Source organism: Halorubrum sp. 48-1-W, from assembly GCF_003287355.1.
GTDB lineage: Archaea > Halobacteriota > Halobacteria > Halobacteriales > Haloferacaceae > Halorubrum.
The window spans coordinates 62575-81180 of the sequence record NZ_QMIM01000012.1 but is presented as its reverse complement, the minus strand read 5'-3'; the positions used below and the strand labels follow the sequence as shown (position 1 = coordinate 81180).

Sequence of the window (18606 nt, the reverse complement as noted above, 5' to 3'; positions counted from 1 at the left end):
GATCGCCTTTCGTCGACTCGCTCAGCCGTCCTCGACCGTCCCCGACGCTTCCGCCCCCTCGGCCAGCCGGACCGTCAACACCGGGACCGGCGAGCGGCGCACGACGCGCTCGGCGACGCTCCCGAGCAACAGCCGGTCGATCCCGCCGCGGCCGTGGGTCCCCATGACGATCAGGTCACAGCCGAGGTCGGTCGCGTGTCGGACGATCTCCCGGCCCGGCGCCCCCTCGACGACGCTCGTCTCGATGACGACGTCGGTCCCCTCGGCCAACGCCGCGACCTGGTCGACCGCCTCCTCGGCCTCCTCCCGAAGCAGGTCGTCGATCCCCGCCCAGGTGGCCTCCATGCCGGTCCCGGCGTAACTCGCCGTGTCGATCACGTACAGCGCGTGGACCTCCGCGTCGTGGATCGCCGCGAGCGCGAGCGCGTGTTCGACGGCGCGTTTTCCCTTCGGGGAGCCGTCGGTCGGAACCAGGATCCGGTCGTACATAGTAATGTTATCATGACCCACGCGTCCGGGGGATATATATCTCCCCGTGATCCCGGGGAGGGACACGGACTCGGTCGAGGGGTCGGCGCATCCCAGGAGAAACCGCCCGCATACGCCGGTGAACCGCGTTCTCGCCACTATCTTTAATTGAACACGGAGTAAGGTACTATTCGATCATGAAGAAGCTCATCAACGATCCCGACGACGTGGTCGACGAGATGCTCGACGGAATGACCACAGCACACCCCGACAGGCTCCGCCGGCTCCCGGACACGCAGGTGCTCGTCCGCGAGGACGCGCCGGTCGACGGGAAGGTCGCGATCGTCACCGGCGGCGGGAGCGGACACGAGCCCACCCACGCGGGCTACATCGGCGACGGCATGCTCGACGGGGCCGCCGCGGGCGGCGTCTTCTCCTCGCCGACCGCCGACGAGTTCGAGGAACTGATCGCCGCCTGTGACGGGGGCGAGGGCGTCCTCTGTGTCATCAAGAACTACGAGGGCGACGTGATGAACTTCGAGACGGCGATCGAACTCGCCGAGATGGAGGGCGCGACCGTCGAGAGCGTCGTCGTCGACGACGACGTGGCCGTCGAGGACTCGCTTTACACCTCCGGCCGCCGCGGCGTCTGCGGCACGATCCTCGTCCACAAGGCCGCCGGCGCGAAGGCGGCAACGGGCGCCGACCTCTCGGAGGTCAAGCGGGTCGCGGAGAAGACGGTCGACAACGTCGCCACGATGGGGATGGCGCTCACCTCGTGTGTCACCCCCGAGAAGGGCGAGCCAACCTTCGACCTCGGCGACGACGAGATCGAACTCGGGATCGGGATCCACGGCGAGCCGGGGACCGAGCGGACCGACGTGATGTCGGCCGACGACGTGACCGCGGAGCTGACCGAGTCGGTCCTCGCGGACCTCGACATCGACGCGGGCCAGGAGGTCGTCACGATAGTCAACGGCATGGGCGGGACGCCACAGATGGAGCTGTTCGTGGTCAACCGCAAGCTCCAGGAACTGCTCGGCGACCACGAACTCGCGGTCCACGACGCCTGGGTCGGCGACTACATGACCTCGCTGGACATGGCCGGCGTCTCGATCACCGTCTGCGCCGTCGACGACGAGCTGAAGGAGCTGTTCGACGCGACGGCCGACACCCCCGCGCTCGGCGTCCAATGAGCGGGGAGGGCGAGGCGGTCGTCGCGGCCGTCGAGGCCGTCGCCGAGCGGATCGAGTCGGAGCGCGACCACCTGACCGACCTCGACTCGGCGATCGGCGACGCGGACCACGGCGGCAACATGGCCCGCGGGTGGGCGAAGGCTGTGGACGCCGCGCGCGACATCGAGGACCCGGACCCGGAGACGGTCGCGAAGACCGTCGGCAAGACGCTCATGTCCGAGGTCGGCGGCGCGTCAGGGCCGCTGTTCGGCGGCTCGCTCGTGTTCGCGGGCGCGGAACTCGCGGACGGGGTCACCCCCGAGACCGTGGTCGCGTTCGCGGAGACGTACCTCGCGAAGGTCGAGGACCGTGGCGACGCCCGACTCGGCGACGGGACGATGGTCGACGCTCTGACGCCGGCGGTCCACACGTTCAAGAAGTCGATCGAGGTCGACGACCTCGATCCGCTTTCGGCGCTCGCGAAGGCGGTCGACGCGGCCGAGCGTGGCGTCGCGTTCACGGTCCCGATCCGGGCCCGGAAGGGCCGCGCCTCGTACCTCGGCTGGCGGTCGGTCGGCCACCAGGACCCCGGCGCGACGAGCACGCTGTTCATCCTCGAGGAAGTTCTCGAGGTCGCGGCCGACCGGCTCGACGGCGAGGTACCCGAGACGGACGCGACCTCGCCGACGATCCCTGACGACGCGGAGGTGGAAGACGTTGAGGCGGACGGAGCGGGATCGGACGGTCCAGCCCCGGAGGGTTCGGAGTGAGCGTCGGACTCGTGGTGGTCTCACACAGCGCGCGGGCTGCGGAGGGGATCGTCGAGATCGCCGCGGAGATGGCGGGAGAGACCCGTATCGAGGCGGTCGGCGGCGACGGCCGAGGCGGGATCGGGACCGTCCCCGACGACATCGAGGACGCCCTCGTGACCGCCGCCGGCGACGCGGGAGACGAGGGCGACGACGACGGGGAGGGTGTCGTCGTCCTCGTCGACCTCGGGAGCGCGGTGATGAACGCCGAGGTCGCCATCGAACTCGCGGACGTCGACGCGGTCATCGCGGACGCGCCCGTGCTCGAGGGCGCAGTCAACGCCGCGGTCGCCGCCACCGACCCGAACGCCACGCTCGAATCGGTCCGCGAGCAGGCCGAGGCCGCGGGCGAGATATCGAAGGTCTGAGATCCCCGGGACCTGACCGGATGGGGATCGGGTCAGATGGGGGTTGGGCTGGACGGTGACCGGACCGGACGCGTCAGCCGTCGAGGCCCAGCGTGTCCCGGACGTTGGCGCGCGTCTCGCGGGCGAGTACCGCCTCGGCCAGTTCGCGTGCCTCCGCCGAGTCGACCTCGCGAACGCGCTCTTTCACGGCCGGGACGGTCACCGCGCTCATGCTGAGTTCGTCGAGCCCGAGGCCGACCAGTAGCTCGGTCAGGTCGGGGTCGCCGGCCATCTCGCCGCACATGCCGACCCAGGCGTCGGTTCCCTCCGCGCCCGCCGTCGTCCGGTCGATCGCCCGCAACACCGCCGGGTGGAGCGGGTCGTGGTAGTCGGCGACGGCGTCGTTCTCGCGGTCGGCGGCCATCACGTAGCCGGCGAGGTCGTTCGTCCCGACGCTCAGGAAGTCGAGCCGGGAGGCGAGCACGTCCGCGAGGTACGACGCGGCCGGCGTCTCGACCATCGCGCCCAGCTCCGGGACCGCGTGGGGTATCCCCTCGGCCGTGAGGTCGTCGGCCACCGACTCGACCCGGTCGAGCGCGGCCTCGACCTCCTCGACTCGCGAGACCATCGGGAACATGACTGCGAGGTCGCCGCGGTCGCCGTCGCCAGCACCGTCGCCGTCGCCAGCACCGTCGCCGTCGCTCCCGTGTGCGGCCGCCCGCAACAGCGCCCGGAGCTGGGTCTCGAAGAGGTCGGCGTGGTCCCCGAGCGAGAGCCGGATCCCCCGCCGGCCCAGGAACGGGTTGGCCTCCTCGGGCAGATCGAGGTAGGGGACCCGCTTGTCCCCGCCCACGTCGAGGGTTCGCACGACGACGCGGGCGTCGGGGAACGCCTCGAGCGCGGCGACGACCGCCCCGTACTGCTCCGCCTCGTCGGGCGGCGACTCCCGGTCGAGGAAGAGGAACTCGGTCCGGAACAGCCCGATCCCGTCCGCGCCGCGGTCGCTCGCGGGCGACACCTCCGGCTCGCTCCCGACGTTCGCCGCGACCTCGATCGCGCGGCCGTCGGCGGTCGACACCGGCTCGGGGACCACCGGCACGTCGTCTCCACGGAGCGCCGTCGCCCGTCGCCGATCGTCGGGGTCGACGACGACCTCGCCCGTCTCGCCGTCGACGAGGACCACGGTTCCGTCCGGCACCTCCGCGAGCGCGTCGCCGACGCCGACGACCGCCGGGATCGAAAGCGAGCGCGCGATGATCGCGGCGTGGGAGGTGCGGCCGCCGGCGACGGTCGCGATCCCCGCGACCGCCGCCGGGTCCAACTCGGCCGTGTCGCTGGGGGTCAGCCGCTCGGCCAGCAGGACCGTGCCCGCCGGGAGCGTCGAGAGGTCGGTGGATGCCGGGGCGTCGAGCAGCGCGCGCAACAGCCGATCGCGCACGTCTCGGAGGTCGTCGGCGCGCTCGGCCATCCGCCCGTCCATGCCCTCGAACCCCTCGATCGCCGACTCGAAACGGTCGTGAACCGCGTGTTCGGCGGGAGCCCCGTCCGCGACGGCCGCCTCGACGTCGTCGACGATCCCCGGGTCGTCGAGGAACGCTTCGTGAGCGTCGAAGACGGCTGCCTCCTCATCGCCGACGCGCGCTTCGGCCCGCTCGCGTGCCCGTCGGATCCCCTCGCGGGCCTCCCCTCTGGCGGTCTCGAACCGCTCGCGCTCGGTCGCGGGATCGACCGTCGAGGGATCCGGCCGGTCCGGCAGCGTCAGGTCCGTCCCCGGACGGTACCACCGCGCGGTCCCGACCCCGGCGCGGGGGGTGCTCCCGCTCCCGGTCAGCGTCGTCGACCCCGTCACGTCGGGTCGTCTCCCGCGTCGTCCGCGATATGTTCGCCCTCGCCTTCGCCCTCGACCGGACTCGTCAGCAGGTCCTCGATCGCGTCGAGCGCCGTCTCGGCGTCCGGCCCGTCGGCGACGACCCTGACCGACTCGCCGTGCCGGACGTTGAGCCCGGTCACCGCGAGCATGCTGTCGGCACGTACGGCGCCCTCCTCGCCGTCGTCGGCGCGACCGACCGAGACGTCCGCGTCGAACCGGTTGACCGTCTTGACGAGTTTCGAGGCCGGTCTCGCGTGTAACCCCGCTGCCGGCACCACCTCGACGATCCGTTCCATACCCCCGTTCCGGCACGACGGGTAATATACTCTCGTCCGAGCGCGTCCGGGGTCGTCGTCCGTCGGTTCCCGCCGAGTTCGCCCGTGGTTCCCGCCGAGTTCGCCCGTGGTTCCCGCCGAGTTCGCCCGTGGTTCCCGGATGGAACCGCCGGATCTCGGGGGATTTTGCTCCTCCTCCATCTGTTGGAACCATGAGCAGGACGGGAGACGGCAACGACCGGTACGACGCGATCGTCGTCGGCGTCGGCGGCGTCGGCAGCGCGACGACCTACGAGTTGGCACGGCGCGGCCTCGACGTGCTCGGGATCGAGCGGTACGACGTGCCCCACGCGATGGGCTCTTCCCACGGCAGCACCCGGATCATCCGGAAGGCCCAACAGGAGGGGCCGGAGTACGTGCCGCTCGTCGAGCGTGCCTACGAGCGCTGGCGCGAGTTGGAGGCGCGGACGGAGCGAGACCTCCTCACCGTCACCGGCTCCGTCCACGCGGGCGCGCCGGGCACGGACGTGGTCGCGAACGCCCGCGAGGCGTGTGAGACCCACGACATCGACTACGAGGACCTCTCCGCTGGCGAGGTCAACGAGCGATTCCCCGGCTACGACCTCCCGGCCGACTTCGAGGCGGTGTTCCAGCCCGACGGCGGTTATCTCGACTGTGAGCGCTGCGTGAGCGCCCACGTCGAGGCGGCCCACGCCGAGGGGGCGACGGTCCGCGCCCGCGAGCGCGCCATCGACTGGTCGGAGACCGGCGAGGGCGTTCGGGTCCGCACGGACAAGGGCCGTTACGAGGCGGACGAGCTCGTCGTGACGGCGGGGCCGTGGACCGCCGAACTGCTCCCCTCCGTCGCCGACGACGCGGTCCCCGTCCGCGCGCTCATGGCCTGGCTCCAGCCGACGGAGCCAGAGCTGTTCTCGCCGGACCGGTTCCCCGTCTTCGTGCTCCGCGGCGAGGACGGCGGCGGTTACGGCTTCCCGGTCCACGACGTGCCGGGGTTCAAGTTCGGCTACTCCGGCGACCAGCGGGAGGTCGTCGACCCGGACCGGATGGACCGGGAGCCGACCGCGGCCGAGGAGGAGCTCCACCGCCGTTTCGCCGAGGAGTTCTTCCCGGCCGGCGCGGGGCCCACCCTGGCGTTGCGGACCTGCCTCCAGTCGTACTCCGCGGACGAGGACTTCGTGCTCGGGCGGGTGCCGGGGTACGACTCGGTCACCGTCGGCACCGGCTTCACCGGTCACGGGTTCAAGTTCGCGAGCGCCACCGGCGAGGTCCTCGCGGACTTCGCGACCGAGGGCCGGACTGACCTCGACGTCTCGGCACACTCGATCGACCGACTCTGACCGGGACCGGCTCACCGTCGCGCGCACGACGCCGTTACGGCCCGCCGTGAACCCACCATGAGCGGCGAAAGCGGGAAGTGAACACGACACTACGAGCGGCGCAAGCGGGAAGTGAACACGACCCGTACGATCAGTACGCATGGAGGCCCGTCAGTGACCGATCCCGCGCCGATCCCGCCCGCCGAGTTCACAGCCGCGCTCGACTCCCTCGACCCGGACGACCTCGTGGCGTTCGTCGGCGAGTTGTGGGCGGCGACCGGCAACGACGTCGACGTCGATCCGCCGATCGTCACGGTACGGAGCGACGGCAGTCGAACCGACCTCGTCGTCGCGCCCGCAGCGTCGGACGCCGCGATCGACGCGAGCCGTCCCGCCGACGAGGGAGGCCCCGGTGCCTCCCCCGAGACGGTCGTGCTCCCAGACGAGGGCTCCGTCCCCCCCGACGCCGGTCCCGAGACCGTCTCCTCGGACGACCTCAGGGAGCGGCTCCTGTACGCCCTGCCGATGGCCGACGCCGAGTCGGTGTGTGAGCGGTTCCTCGGGGTACCGGCCCGGTCGGGATCGTACGATCGGCGGCCGGTCGGTCGGGGATCGACCGGGGAGACCGACGGGACCGCGGGAGCGGCCGGGAACCGAGTCGCGGAGGGTCGGACTGCCGACGATCGGCTGACCGCGGACCGGGGAACCGGTTCCGTCTCGACCGCGCAGGAATCGACGGTGTCGTCGTCCGATCCGAGGCCCGACATCGCCGCGAGTCGACCCCGCCAGCGCGACGGCGACGCCCGCCGTGGTCGACTCGCGGTCGCCGTGGTCGTCGTCCTCCTGTTCGCGACGATCGCGGGTGCCGCGTCGCTGACCGATCAGTCGCTCTCCGACGGGGTCGGCGACCGACTCGACCCGGACGGCGAGCCGATGCCGGCGAGCGGGGGGGACACGGTCGACGGGAGTGAAGGGGTGGGGGAGTCGAGCGACTCGTCTTCGACCGACTCGACCGGGTCGGTCGACGTGGGAGATTCCGGGACCGACACCGGCGTAACGGACTCGGGCGGACCGTTCGCCGATTCGGGGGAGACCGACCGGAACGGGTCGGCGGCCGAACGCGCGACCGCCCTCGAACCGACCTGCGAGCGCGGGCCGCTCCACGTCGTCCAGATCCAGATGAACGCGCTCCGGTACAACGACCCGGCGACCAACGACGGGATCCGGACGACGAGACGGTTCGCGTCGCCGCGAAACCGCCAGGCTGTGAGCACCTTCGAGGGGTTCGTCGAGATCTTCGACGGGACGAGCTACGCGCCCATGCTCAGCCACGACTCCGTGCGGTACACCCCGCTCGGCATCGATGGCGACCGTGCCACGGTGCGAGTCGTCACGTACGAGGACAGCTCCGCGACCGGCCGCTACGAGTTCCGACTGCGAAAGATGAACGCCTCGGACGGTTCCTCCACGGGGTACGACGGCTGCTGGATGACCGACTCAGTCGCCGTGACCGCGACTGGCGACGCGATCGAGACGACCGAGACGAACGGAACCGAGACGAACGGAACCGAGGCGGACTCGTCGGTCCACGGACCGCCGGGAAACTGACACGGTTGATTACCTGACTCGGCTGGGTAGCTGACTCGGTTGAGCACCTGACTCCGGCGGTACCCGATCACGTCACGACCGCGACGATCGCCGGCCCGTGCATCCGCGCGAGGACGACGCGCGGCACGTCCGCGTGCTCGTGGATCGCTGTTGCTATCTCCCTGGCGACCGCCTCGTCCGCGTCGTCGTCGACCATGTTTACCAGTGGGATCGCGGTCGCGTCCGGGGGGACGCCCTTCAGCCCACCCGCCTCGTCGGCGACGACCCGCCCGACCAGCTCCGGCGTGATCTCGTCGCCGACGGTCGCGTCGGCGATCGCCGCGACGCGCTCTGGGCGGTGGACGACCGCCTCCGAGAGCGGCTCGCCGACGGCCTGGACGCTCGCCACCGGAACGACGGTGTCGGCTCCGGCGGGGATCCGCGGTTCGCGGTCGTTCGGTGCCTTGAAGAGCCGCGTCCGCGCGCCGTCGGCTTTCACCAATACGGGGCCGTCGTGGGCCCCCGAGAGGCGGTCGACCGTCTCCGGGTCGTATCCTCGGTATCGGTCGTCGCGCTCCCGTTCGGGGACGAGCCCCAGCGGGAACGCGGGTTCCCCGTCGCGATCGTGGTACTCCTCGCGGACCGTGGCGAGTGCTGTGACGGGATCCGCCGCCGTCCGCACCGTCGCGACCTGCCGGTCGAAGATCGGGATCCGGACCGTTGCGGTGAGTATGGCCCGATCGAGGCGCGAGGCGAGCGCGTACAGCGTCGTCTTCTTCCCGCCGGCACCGACGAGGCAGGTGGTTCCCTCGCTCGCATCGAGCGCGTCGACGACGTTCATGATGACGTTCCTCCCGTTTTACGCTCCCACGTCGAAAACACGTCGGTCCCGGCAGGAGGGCTCCGACACCGCGGAGCCGTCTCACCCCGTCGCTCGGCCCGCCGTCGGCACCGTGGGGTTTAATCCCGTTTCGGCGGCTAACGGGGGTGATGGACCCACCGGACCGGATCCTCCGCGTCGACCTTTCGGCCCGTCGGATCGACAGCGACCCGGTCCCCGAGGGGTGGCTCGAGCGGTACGTCGGGGGGAAGGGACTCGGCGCCCGCTACCTCTACGCGGCCGGTAGCGGGATCGACCCGGAGTCGCCCGCGAACCCCCTCGCGTTAATGACCGGACCGCTAACCGGCTACACCCCCGGCGAGCAGCGCTACGCGGCGATCACGAAGTCGCCGCTCACGGGCGCGTTCCTCGACTCCTACGGCGGCGGGACGTTTCCGGGACGGCTCGCAGTCTCCCTCGGGCCACACCTCGGCGTGCTCGTCACCGGCACGGCCGACGAGCCGGTCGTCCTCTCGCTTTCGGGCGGTGAGGCGACGATCGAGCCCGCGGGCGATCTGTGGGGACTCGACACGGCGTCGACTGACGACCGGTTCCCGGACGCGGCTATCGCCTGTATCGGTCCGGCGGGCGAGAACGCGGTCCGGTACGCGACGATCGCCTCCGACGGCGGCGACCACCACGCCGGACGGGGCGGTGCGGGCGCGGTGATGGGGTCGAAACGCCTGAAGGCGGTGGTCGCACGCGACCCACCGCCGGAGCCCTCCGGACGGCTCGCAGCCCTCAGGGAGCGCGACGGGGCGGCGTTCGCCGACAGCGACGCGGGGCGCTGGCTGGCAGCGAGCGACACCCTCGAGACGGTCGACTTCGCGAACGAGGCGGGCGTGCTCCCGACCCGCGGCTGGCAGGAGCGACGGTTCGAGGGCGCGGACGCGATCGGGATCGAACGCGCGAGGGAGCGCGCGACGGGCCGCGAACGCGAGGATGACTCGGTTCCCGGTGGGTTCCGGATCCCCGCCGACACCGAGCACGCCGGTGAGACGGACGCGCGGACGGACGACGGGGACTCGCGGACGGACGACGGGGACGCGCGGACCGACGACGGCGAGGACGTCGCCGCTCCCGCCGACAGCGTCCCGCGGGGCGCGACCCCCATCGTCCTCGGCGCTGGCCTCGGGATCGACGACTTCGACGCGGTCGCCGCGCTCGGCGGCGTCTGTGACCGGCTCGGCATGGACGTCATCTCCGCGGGCAACGCGGTCGCCTGGGCGGTCCGCGCCGGCGAGGAGGGACTGATCGATCGCGAGGTCGCCTTCGGCGACGAAGCGGCCGCGCGATCGCTGATCGAGGAGATCGCACGGCGGGAGGGCCGACTGGGCGACGCCCTCGCCGACGGCGTTACAGCCGCCGCGACGGGTCTCGGCGGCGACGACCTGATCCCCACGGTGAAGGGCATGGAGCTCTCCTCGTACGACCCGCGCGGCGCGACCTCGATGGCCCTGGCGTACGCCACCAGCGACCGCGGCGCGTGCCATCGTCGGGCCCGGCCGGTCGAGGTGGACGCGATGGCCCCCCGTACACGCGACCCCGGCGACGTCGTAGCGGCGGTCACAGCCGAGCAGGACCGCCGGGCCGGGCTGTGGTGTCTCGTCGCCGACGACTTCCTCGAGGACGTGTTCGACCCCGCGGTCGTCGCCGAGTGGCTCGCTGCCCGCGGGTACGACCACGACCCCGCGGACCTCGCCACCCTCGGTGAGCGGGTGTGGACGCTCACCCGGCTGTACAACGTCCGGGAGGGGTTCGACCGCGACGACGACGCGCTGCCGACAGCGATCGCCGGGGCGAACCCCAGCGACGACGATGGATCGGGCTCCGCGGACCCGATCGATCCCGACGTGTTCGAGGCCCTCCTCGACGAGTACTACGCGGTTCGGGAGTGGGACGAGACTGGGCGACCGACCGACGACCTCCTCGACCGGCTCGATCTCCGTGAACTCGCGGAGGAGGACGTCTACTCCGGGGAGCCCGACGAGCACTGAGCTGACGGGCCGGGTGCGGGGACGGACGTACGAGGGTCGGCGGCGCGGCTACGGCGCGGCCTGCTTCGTCGAGATCAGTTCGATCACGTCGCGATGGGAGAGTTCGCGGTCGGCCCCGACCTGTCGTCCGCTCCGGCAGTCGGTGCCGTGGAGCAGGCCCTCGCCGATGTCCGAGTGGATGTGATACGCGAAGTCCTCCGTCGTCGCGCCCTCCGGCAGGAGGAAGCAGTCGCGGAAGACGCCCTTCTCGTCTCTCGACCCGTTCGCCGAGCCCGGGAACACCGCGATACAGCCGAGCACGTCGAAGACGGCCGCCTCGAGCGCTGTCTGGACGCCGGTCCCGCCGTACTCGGTCATGTGCTCGCGGATCGCGTCGAGGCCCGCGGCCTGCTCGCCGGAGACGTCGCCGACGACCGCGAAGTCGTCGTCGCCGGCGATGTAGTCGACGACGCCCGCCTCGTGGGCGTTCTTGAGCGCCTTCTCGGCGTGGGCACTCACGGGGACGAACGAGAGGTGGTCGTAGTCGGGGTCGGCGGTGATCGCCTCCCAGTTCTCCCGCGCCTCGGGGGTGTCGGTCTTGTTCGCTGCGACCACCATCGGCTTGGTGCGCTTTCTGATCTCGCGGGCGAGCGCCTCGCGGTCTCCGTCGTCCCACGTCTCGGGGTCGAGTTCGAGCCCCTGCGCGAGGATGACCTGCTTCATCCCCTCTTTGGTGGTCCCGAACGCGGACATCTGTTCGGCGAGCTCCTCCTCGATGACGGCCTCGGAACCTTGATAACGCGTCTCGTACTTTTCGATCCCCTTCGAGAGCACGTCGAGGTACCAGGCGTCGAGCTCCGCTTCGAGGAAGTCGATGTCCTCGCGGGGGTCGTGGCCCTCGGTTCGTTCGCCCTCGATGTCGGTCGTCCCCGAGAAGTCGACGACGTGGACCAGCGCGTCCGTCTCGTTGAGGTCGGTGAGGAACTGGTTGCCGAGCCCGCGTCCCTCGTGAGCGCCCGGGACCAGCCCGGCCACGTCGACGAGTTCGATCGGGACGAACCGCGTGCCGTCGCGACAGATGCCGACGCTCGGGGTACACGTCTCGTCGAACTCCGGCGCTGTACACTCCACGCGGACGTACGCCTCGCCGACGCTCGGGTCGATCGTCGTGAAGGGATAGGCTCCCTCGGGCACGTCGTTCATCGTCGCCGCGTTGAAGAAGGTCGATTTGCCCACCGAGGGCTTACCGACGAGACCGATCCGGTAACTCATTACCCGGAGTGAGCCGTCCGACGTGAAAAGCGACGCGAGAGGGAGCGCGTGTGTGAGAGTACTGTTCGCATGCGAAGGCTCGGTGGTTCGCATGCGAAGGCTCGGTGGTTCGCATGCGAAGGCTCGGTAGTTCGCATGCGAAGGCTCGGTGCGCGACGCTCCGGGAACCCGGTGGCGTCCACCGATCGGCCGGTCCACGTCCTGAACCGTTTAGTACCGCGCCGTCGAACGCCGTTCCATGTACGCCCTCGTCGGCGGGACCGTCCACACGGCAACGGAGCGGGGAACGATCGAGGCGACCGTCGTCATCGACGACGGCGAGATCGTCGCCCTCGGCGACGTCGATCCGCCCGCGGAGGCGGGCGTCGTCGACGTCGAGGGGCTCCACGTCACGCCGGGGCTCGTCGATGCCCACAGCCACGCCGGCATGGCCGAGTGGGGAGAGCCCGAGGACCGCGACTACAACGAGGGGACGTCGTCGGTCACCCCCCACGTCAACGCGCTCGACGGCTTCCACCCCCGCGACGAGGAGCTGAAACACGCGTTTCAGAACGGGGTGACCTCGGTGTCGGCACGCATGGGGTCCGGGAACGTGATCGGCGGGGTCATCTGCTCGATGAAGACCCACGGGCTGACCGCCGACGACATGCTGATCCGCGAGGACGGGATGAAGGCCGCGATGGGCGAGAACCCGAAGCGCTTCCACGGCGAGGAGCAGGGTCGCCAGCCCTCGACGCGTCCCGGCGTCGCGGCCACCCTCCGCTCCGCGTTGATGGAGGCCGAGGACTACGTCGACCGGCGCGAGCACGCCCGCAACGAGGGCGAGCCGTTCGAGCGCGACCTCGGCATGGAGAACCTCGCGCGCGTGCTCACCGAGGGGTTCCCGCTCCGGGTTCACGCCCACCGCTCGGACGACATCATGACGGTCTTCCGGATCGTCGAGGAGTTCGGCATCGAGTCGCTGTCGATCGAGCACGCCACCGAGGGCCACCTGATCGCCGAGGAGTTCGCGAAGCGGGACGTGCCGGCGATCGTCGGCCCGTCGCTGTACTCCGGCGCGAAGTACGAACTGCGCAACATCACCTTCGAGACGCCGGGGATCCTCCACGAGGCCGGCGTGAAGGTCGCCATCCAGACGGACGCGCCCGTGTTGCCCCAACGGCACCTCGACGTCTGCGTCGGGCTCGCGGTCCGCGAGGGGTTCCCCGCCGAGGAGGCGCTGGAGGCGGTCACGCGGTACCCGGCCGAGATCCTCGGGATCGACGACCGCGTGGGCACCCTGGAGGTCGGCACCGACGCCGACGTGGCGGTCTGGGACGGCGTCTTCTACGAGACCGACAGCCGGACGCGACACGTCTTCGTCGACGGCGAACACGTCTTCGACCGCGAGCGCGACGCGGTCGACCCGCGCGAGGAGTACGACTGGTAGGCAGGGTCTCGGAACGGTTCGGGCGGCGGCTCGGATCACCGGCGAACCGGCGATCCGAACGTGACCCAGGTACCGGTCGGATCCGTGCGGTGGCGTCGCCGGCGACGAGGTCGGGGGGGCGTGGCGCGGTTGCGGGGCGAGATGGGGCCGGACGGGTAGCCCGTGATCCCCGCGCGTTTCACTCCACGATCTCGACGACCCCGCGCATCCCCTGCGTCTGGTGTGGGGTACAGACGTACTCGACGGTCCCGGCCTCCTCGAACGTGTACTCGAACGTGTGGCCAGCCTCGTCGGTCAGCTCGGACTCGAACGCGCCGTCGACGTCGGCGACGTTGTGGCCGCCGCCCTCGCCGGTCCACTCCCAGACGACGGTCGTTCCGGGGTCGACCCGCACGTTCGCCGGCTCGAACGCGAGTCCGTTGCCGGCCCCCACGGCGACCTCGACCGCCTCCCGGCCGGTCCGGTCGACCTGATCCGCGTCGACCGCGTCGGTCCCGCCCCCGCCCGATCCGCCGGTCAGCCCGGCACAGCCGGCGAGGAGGGCGAGCGAGGCGGCACCACAGGACCCGACGAGCGCGCGACGGCTATGTTCGACCATGTGGTCGATCGGAGGGTGTGGATCCGGTAAAACGTCTCGGAGACTCCCCGGCGGTGGGAACGGGTTTTTCACCTGCTGTGTCGAAGGGGGCACATGAGCGAGTGGACCGACGCGATCGTCGGCGAGCGGATGACCGTCGACAACGAGTTCAACGACCGCGTGATGGCCTCCCGGTTCTCCAGCCAGGAGTGGGGGCTCATCATGACCGCGACGGAGTTCGAGATAGAGAACTCCGAGGACCCCGAAACGGCACGGATCGTCGCCGACACCTCGAGCCTGCCGGCGATCATGCCGGAGTTGGAGAACGTCCGATCGCAGGTCGCCGCGATGGGCGGTGGCGGTTCGGGTGGCGATCGCTCTGGGGGATCCGGAGGCTCCGGCGGGGGAATCGTCGCCTCGATCAAGGGCGCGCTCGGGCTCGGCGGCGGAAACGACGGCGTGAGCGACGAGGAGCTGGAGGCGGCCGAACGACTCGTCCAGGAGTACGCCGACGAGCTCCAGGTACACCTCGAGGAGGTCGGCAAGTGGGATCAGGTTCGGGTCGCCTATCAGGAGTGAGGGTCCGACGACCGGCGCCGTACGTTCTTCCTCCTCATCCCACCCCCCCTCCCACTGCCGCGGTCGACGGATACAACCGCCGAGCCGGCGAACGGCTCCCCATGACCGAGATCCCGCTCGAACACGTTCACGTCGCTCCCGGCGACGACCTCGACGGCGCGCCGGCCGTCTTCGTGCTCCACGGTCGCGGTGCGGACGAGGAGGACCTCCTCCCCGTCGCCGAGTCGCTCCCCGACGATCTCCACGTGATCAGCCTCCGGGCTCCAGACCGGCTCCAGGGCGGCTACACGTGGTACGAGTTCGACCTCTCCGGCGGCGGGCTCCACGAGAGCCAGCCGAACCCCGCGGACTTCCGGCGTAGCCTCGATCTGGTCGAAGAGAGCGTCGCGGCTGCGACCGACGCCTACGACCTCGACGCCGACCGGATCGGGTTGCTCGGGTTCAGTCAGGGCGCGATCACGAGCTTCTCGCTGCTCGTGGAGGACCCCGGCTCCTACGACTGGGTCGTCGGGCTCCACGGCTACCTGGCCGACTCACACGCCGATCTGAGCCCCGACGGGATCGAGGGCAAGCCCGTCTTCGTCGGTGCCGGCACGGGCGATCGAGTGATCCCCGAATCGAGAGCCGAGACGGCCGTCGAGCGGTTCGCCGAACTCGGCGCGGACGTGACCTACGGGACGTACGCGACCGGCCACGGGATCGGTCGGGAGGAGCTCGCCGACGTGGTCGCGTTCGTCGAGGCGCGACTCGAGTGAGCACGCGACCGCGATCACCGAGAACGCGGGACGCCGGCGAAAACGCGGGACGCCGGCGAAAACGCGACGGGAGACGTGTGACGCCGCCTCACCCCAACGAGCCGTTCGTGGCGTCGAGCGGCTCGGTACACCAGTGACAGAAGTCGAGTTCCGCGTCGGTACGTTTCCCGCAGTGTGGACACTCCACCGTGTCCGGGGCCATCCCCGGGGGTTTCCCGCCGGTATCGTCTGACCCGGTCCGCATGGCCGGTCGCTCGTCGTCCCGTACGGCGGGCTCGGCGTCGGCTCCGCCGGTCGGGTCCACCCCCGGGTCCCCCGTCTCGACCGCGTCCGTCCCGGCCGACCTCGTCCCCGCCCTGTCCATGCGCCGGTCGGCTGTACGTTGTTTGCGGTCGTAGCGCCGGTTGTTCCGGACCGCGAGGACGTACGCGTCGACGACGCTGGCGAGGACCGCGAGCAGCCCGGGCGCGATGTCGGCGATCGGCGGCGCTTCACGGGCCAACAGCTTGTCGACGGCCGCGTCCGGCACGAGGAAGACGAGCGTCGCCGTTATCGCCACGTACCAGCCGAACGCGCGGGCCCACCGTCGGAGATAGGCGTGGCCGAGACCGGATATCAACAGCGCTAACAGAACGGCGAGCCACGGCCGCCGTCGACGGATCTCGCTCATGTCTCGGCGGTACGGACTCCGGGCCCGTGTAGTTGTCCCTCCCTCGGAGCGTTTATGCCTCCGAGACACACAGTCGAATCATGGCCGGGATCCCGACGACTGAGCTACTGACGGGGCTCCGGATCGCCCTCTTCGCCGTCGTCTACTGGGGGGGCGGGTTCGTGGTGGCGTACCTCCTGTACAGGCGGTGGCGCGGCGACGGACCCCGCGAGACCGACGATGACGGCGAGGCGGACGAGTGACCGCCGACTGCCGACCCTCTGCCGACGATCGCTGACTGCCGAACACGGATCCGCGAACGACCGCCTCCCCCGGCTTCCGCTTCGACTACCCTTTTGACGTCCCCCGCCGGAGGTCCGGTATGACCGACACGGCGCTCGTCATCGGCGGCACGCGGTTCATCGGCCGGCACACGGTCGCGGACCTCCTCGAGAACGGCTACCGGGTCACGACCTTGACCCGCGGGAACCGCGAGGACCCGTTCGCGGACGAAGAGCGCGTCTCACACGTCGAGGGCGACCGAACGAACGACCGCGACCTGGAGGCCGCGAAGCTGTCCGTCGACCCCGACGTCGTGATCGACTGCGTGGCATACCACCCCGCCGACGTCGTGACGGCGACCGAGATCTTCGCCGACGTCGACGGCTACGTGTACGTCTCCTCCGGGGCCGCCTACGCGGCCGAACACGTCCCGAAACGCGAGGGCGAGACGCCCCTCGAGGCGTGTTCGCCCGAACAGGCGGTCGACGAAAGCGGCGCGACCTACGGCAACCGGAAGGCCGCGGGCGACCGGGCGGTCTTCACTGCCGCCGAGGCGGGCGTCAACGCGACGTCCGTCAGGCCGTGTATCGTGTACGGCCCGCACGACTACACCGAGCGGCTCGACTACTGGATCGACCGCGTCCTCACCCACGACCGGGTGGTCGTTCCGGGCGACGGGGACAACCTCTGGCACCGGGCGTACGTCGAGGACGTGGCGCGGGCGCTCCGGATCGTCGCGGAGCGCGGCGAGTCGGGCACGGCGTACAACGTCGGCGACCGCCGGGCGCTCACTCTCGAAGAGACGCTGGAGACGATCGCCGACGTCGCGGACACCGAGGTCACCGTCGTCCCCGCGGGCGCGGACGCGCTCGCAGTGGGCGGGCTCGAGCCGACCGACTTCACGCTCTACCGGGAGTACCCGCACCTGCTCGACACCTGCGCGCTCGCCGACCTCGGCTGGGAGTCGACGGCCGTCGAGGAGGCGATGGCACGGAGCGTCGCCGACCACCGCGAGTCGGATCGCGACGGGAGCGAGTGGGATCCCGGACGCGAGGCGGAAGAACGCGTGTTGGGCGTGAAAGAGACGCTGTAGGCGGGCGACGTCCGTACGCTGTCGTTCCGTCCCTCAGTACGCCGCGTCCCACCGCGCCGCCTTCCGCCGGTTCTCACAGTCGAGACACTCCATGGCGTCCATCGTGTCGATCGCGACGTTCGTCCCCTCGCAGTTCCCACAGAAGTAGCCGTACCGCTCGGCGTGGTCGGCGTCGGCGTACGCGACGTAGAAGGGCGCCTTCGAGCCGCGCTCGACCTCGTCGAACGCGACGTACACCGTCTCGCCGTCGGCCGTCTCGTAGATCCCTTCGCGGAGGGTTCCGTCGGTCCCGACCCGCTTGCGGTAGAGCCGTTCGTCGAACTCCTCACTGCCGATGTCGACGACGCGCTCGCCCGAGAGCTCGTACCCCTCGCGCTCGTAGAAGGCGGCCCCCGCCTCGTTGTCGACGAGGACCTTCGCCTCGATGCTGTCGACGTCGCGGTCGCGCAGTTCGTCCTCGACGCGCTCGAGCAGCGCCGAGCCGATCCCTGACTCGCGGTGGTCCGGGTGGACGTGGAGCCAGTCGATCTCGCCGACTCGCTCGCGGCGGTCGACGACGTAGCTCTCCGCGAACGCGACGACCTCGCCGTCGACGACCGCGACCGGACAGACGGTGTCCGGGTCGGCGATGTCCTCGCCCACGTCGTCGGCGCCGTACCAGTTCTCGACGGCCTCCGAAAGCAAGGTTTCGTCGACCGCGTGGCCGTAGGAGGCGGTGAGCGACGCTAACGCTACCTCACGGATCGATCCGACGTCGTCGGCGGTGGCTGGTCGCAGATCCATACCGACCCGTGTCGCTACGACTACAAAAAGTTCCGCGACGGGACGATCACGTGCCTCGTCGTCCGGTTAGGAGATCGAGTACGCCGCAGCGGCCATGAGCAACATGGTCAACGCGAGCGCCAGTCCCATCAGGTACGTCAACGAGGGGTTCTCCCACCGCAGGTGCTGGAAGTACGCGACGATGAGGACGGTCTTGACCACGGAGATGATCATCGTCCCGGCGAACGCCTCCCAGTACGAGAAGCCGAAGAACTCCACCTCGAAGAGAACGAAGTTCAGGATCGCCGCGAACAGGAGCGCGACGTATATCGCCGAGTACAGTTTGACGGAGTCGGACGACATTTCTTGGAGTCACCTTCGTCCGCGTGCTTAAAGAATTAACCATCCGGGGAACCGGCGGTCGCGATCGTGGGTCGACTGCCGTCGATCCGTGACCCCGACGGCCCGAAACGTATCCGATATC

At 70.5% G+C, this 18606-nt stretch carries 20 protein-coding genes; 11 read left to right on the top strand and 9 right to left on the bottom strand.

Annotated elements, in window-relative coordinates; genetic code table 11:
- Positions 1-21 precede the first annotated feature (21 nt).
- Positions 22-489: a universal stress protein gene (locus DQW50_RS06750; RefSeq protein ID WP_112078527.1), complete on the bottom strand. Its 468-nt coding sequence runs from the start codon at positions 487-489 to the stop codon at positions 22-24.
- Between the two features lie 176 nt (positions 490-665).
- Here DQW50_RS06750 and dhaK point away from each other — a divergent pair, with 176 nt between their 5' ends.
- Genes dhaK through DQW50_RS06735 form a run of 3 tightly spaced genes read left to right on the top strand, consistent with a single transcriptional unit; the run spans position 666 to position 2820 of the window.
- Complete coding sequence (gene dhaK, locus DQW50_RS06745) at positions 666-1664, top strand: dihydroxyacetone kinase subunit DhaK (RefSeq protein WP_112078526.1); 999 nt, start codon at positions 666-668, stop codon at positions 1662-1664.
- A complete protein-coding gene (dhaL, locus tag DQW50_RS06740; RefSeq protein WP_112078525.1) occupies positions 1661-2413 on the top strand; it encodes a dihydroxyacetone kinase subunit DhaL in 753 nt (250 codons plus the stop codon). The genes dhaK and dhaL overlap by 4 nt, the downstream gene beginning before the upstream one ends.
- Positions 2410-2820 (top strand): PTS-dependent dihydroxyacetone kinase phosphotransferase subunit DhaM, encoded by a 411-nt coding sequence (locus DQW50_RS06735; protein WP_112078524.1) that lies wholly within the window; start codon positions 2410-2412, stop codon positions 2818-2820. The genes dhaL and DQW50_RS06735 overlap by 4 nt, the downstream gene beginning before the upstream one ends.
- A gap of 73 nt (positions 2821-2893) precedes the next feature.
- Here DQW50_RS06735 and DQW50_RS06730 read toward each other — a convergent pair whose 3' ends face one another.
- Both DQW50_RS06730 and DQW50_RS06725 read right to left on the bottom strand, forming a co-directional pair.
- On the bottom strand, positions 2894-4648 hold the full coding sequence (locus tag DQW50_RS06730) for a phosphoenolpyruvate--protein phosphotransferase (protein ID WP_112078523.1): 1755 nt from the start codon (positions 4646-4648) through the stop codon (positions 2894-2896).
- Positions 4645-4965 (bottom strand): HPr family phosphocarrier protein, encoded by a 321-nt coding sequence (locus tag DQW50_RS06725; protein WP_112078522.1) that lies wholly within the window; start codon positions 4963-4965, stop codon positions 4645-4647. The genes DQW50_RS06730 and DQW50_RS06725 overlap by 4 nt, the downstream gene beginning before the upstream one ends.
- A gap of 191 nt (positions 4966-5156) precedes the next feature.
- On the opposite strand from DQW50_RS06725, the gene solA reads away from it, so the two are divergent.
- Positions 5157-6302 (top strand): N-methyl-L-tryptophan oxidase, encoded by a 1146-nt coding sequence (gene solA / locus DQW50_RS06720; protein ID WP_112078521.1) that lies wholly within the window; start codon positions 5157-5159, stop codon positions 6300-6302.
- Between the two features lie 153 nt (positions 6303-6455).
- Entirely contained in the window at positions 6456-7889 is a 1434-nt protein-coding gene (locus tag DQW50_RS06715) for a hypothetical protein (protein WP_112078520.1), read from the top strand.
- Positions 7890-7956: 67 nt separating this feature from the next.
- Here DQW50_RS06715 and yqeC read toward each other — a convergent pair whose 3' ends face one another.
- Complete coding sequence (gene yqeC / locus DQW50_RS06710; protein WP_112078519.1) at positions 7957-8709, bottom strand: selenium cofactor biosynthesis protein YqeC; 753 nt, start codon at positions 8707-8709, stop codon at positions 7957-7959.
- Between the two features lie 149 nt (positions 8710-8858).
- On the opposite strand from yqeC, the gene DQW50_RS06705 reads away from it, so the two are divergent.
- The gene (locus DQW50_RS06705) at positions 8859-10745 is read left to right on the top strand and encodes an aldehyde ferredoxin oxidoreductase family protein (protein ID WP_112078518.1); all 1887 of its coding nucleotides are present in this window, start codon (positions 8859-8861) and stop codon (positions 10743-10745) included.
- Positions 10746-10793: 48 nt separating this feature from the next.
- On the opposite strand, the gene DQW50_RS06700 is transcribed toward DQW50_RS06705, so the two are convergent.
- Positions 10794-11996, bottom strand: coding sequence for a redox-regulated ATPase YchF (locus tag DQW50_RS06700; RefSeq protein WP_112078517.1), 1203 nt, complete (start codon positions 11994-11996; stop codon positions 10794-10796).
- Between the two features lie 238 nt (positions 11997-12234).
- On the opposite strand from DQW50_RS06700, the gene DQW50_RS06695 reads away from it, so the two are divergent.
- Positions 12235-13425, top strand: a complete 1191-nt coding sequence (locus DQW50_RS06695) for an amidohydrolase (protein ID WP_112078516.1) — start codon at positions 12235-12237, stop codon at positions 13423-13425.
- 178 nt (positions 13426-13603) lie between these two features.
- Here DQW50_RS06695 and DQW50_RS06690 read toward each other — a convergent pair whose 3' ends face one another.
- The gene (locus tag DQW50_RS06690) at positions 13604-14023 is read right to left on the bottom strand and encodes a halocyanin domain-containing protein (RefSeq protein WP_112078515.1); all 420 of its coding nucleotides are present in this window, start codon (positions 14021-14023) and stop codon (positions 13604-13606) included.
- A 93-nt stretch (positions 14024-14116) separates the two neighbouring features.
- Between DQW50_RS06690 and DQW50_RS06685 the strand changes: the two genes are divergently transcribed.
- Both DQW50_RS06685 and DQW50_RS06680 read left to right on the top strand, forming a co-directional pair.
- A complete protein-coding gene (locus DQW50_RS06685) occupies positions 14117-14581 on the top strand; it encodes a DUF5799 family protein (RefSeq protein WP_112078514.1) in 465 nt (154 codons plus the stop codon).
- A 101-nt stretch (positions 14582-14682) separates the two neighbouring features.
- Positions 14683-15336, top strand: coding sequence for an alpha/beta hydrolase (locus DQW50_RS06680; RefSeq protein WP_112078513.1), 654 nt, complete (start codon positions 14683-14685; stop codon positions 15334-15336).
- Positions 15337-15424: 88 nt separating this feature from the next.
- On the opposite strand, the gene DQW50_RS06675 is transcribed toward DQW50_RS06680, so the two are convergent.
- Positions 15425-16006 (bottom strand): DUF6677 family protein, encoded by a 582-nt coding sequence (locus DQW50_RS06675; protein ID WP_112078512.1) that lies wholly within the window; start codon positions 16004-16006, stop codon positions 15425-15427.
- A gap of 80 nt (positions 16007-16086) precedes the next feature.
- Here DQW50_RS06675 and DQW50_RS18135 point away from each other — a divergent pair, with 80 nt between their 5' ends.
- Both DQW50_RS18135 and DQW50_RS06670 read left to right on the top strand, forming a co-directional pair.
- Positions 16087-16248, top strand: coding sequence for a hypothetical protein (locus tag DQW50_RS18135; RefSeq protein WP_198664626.1), 162 nt, complete (start codon positions 16087-16089; stop codon positions 16246-16248).
- Between the two features lie 119 nt (positions 16249-16367).
- Positions 16368-17360 (top strand): NAD-dependent epimerase/dehydratase family protein, encoded by a 993-nt coding sequence (locus DQW50_RS06670; protein ID WP_112078511.1) that lies wholly within the window; start codon positions 16368-16370, stop codon positions 17358-17360.
- A gap of 33 nt (positions 17361-17393) precedes the next feature.
- Here the strand turns inward: DQW50_RS06670 and DQW50_RS06665 are convergent, their stop codons facing one another.
- Together DQW50_RS06665 and DQW50_RS06660 are read right to left on the bottom strand one after the other, a co-directional pair.
- Positions 17394-18143, bottom strand: a complete 750-nt coding sequence (locus DQW50_RS06665) for a GNAT family N-acetyltransferase (RefSeq protein ID WP_112078510.1) — start codon at positions 18141-18143, stop codon at positions 17394-17396.
- Positions 18144-18209: 66 nt separating this feature from the next.
- On the bottom strand, positions 18210-18485 hold the full coding sequence (locus DQW50_RS06660; RefSeq protein WP_112078509.1) for a cytochrome C oxidase subunit IV family protein: 276 nt from the start codon (positions 18483-18485) through the stop codon (positions 18210-18212).
- Between the last annotated feature and the right edge of the window lie 121 nt (positions 18486-18606).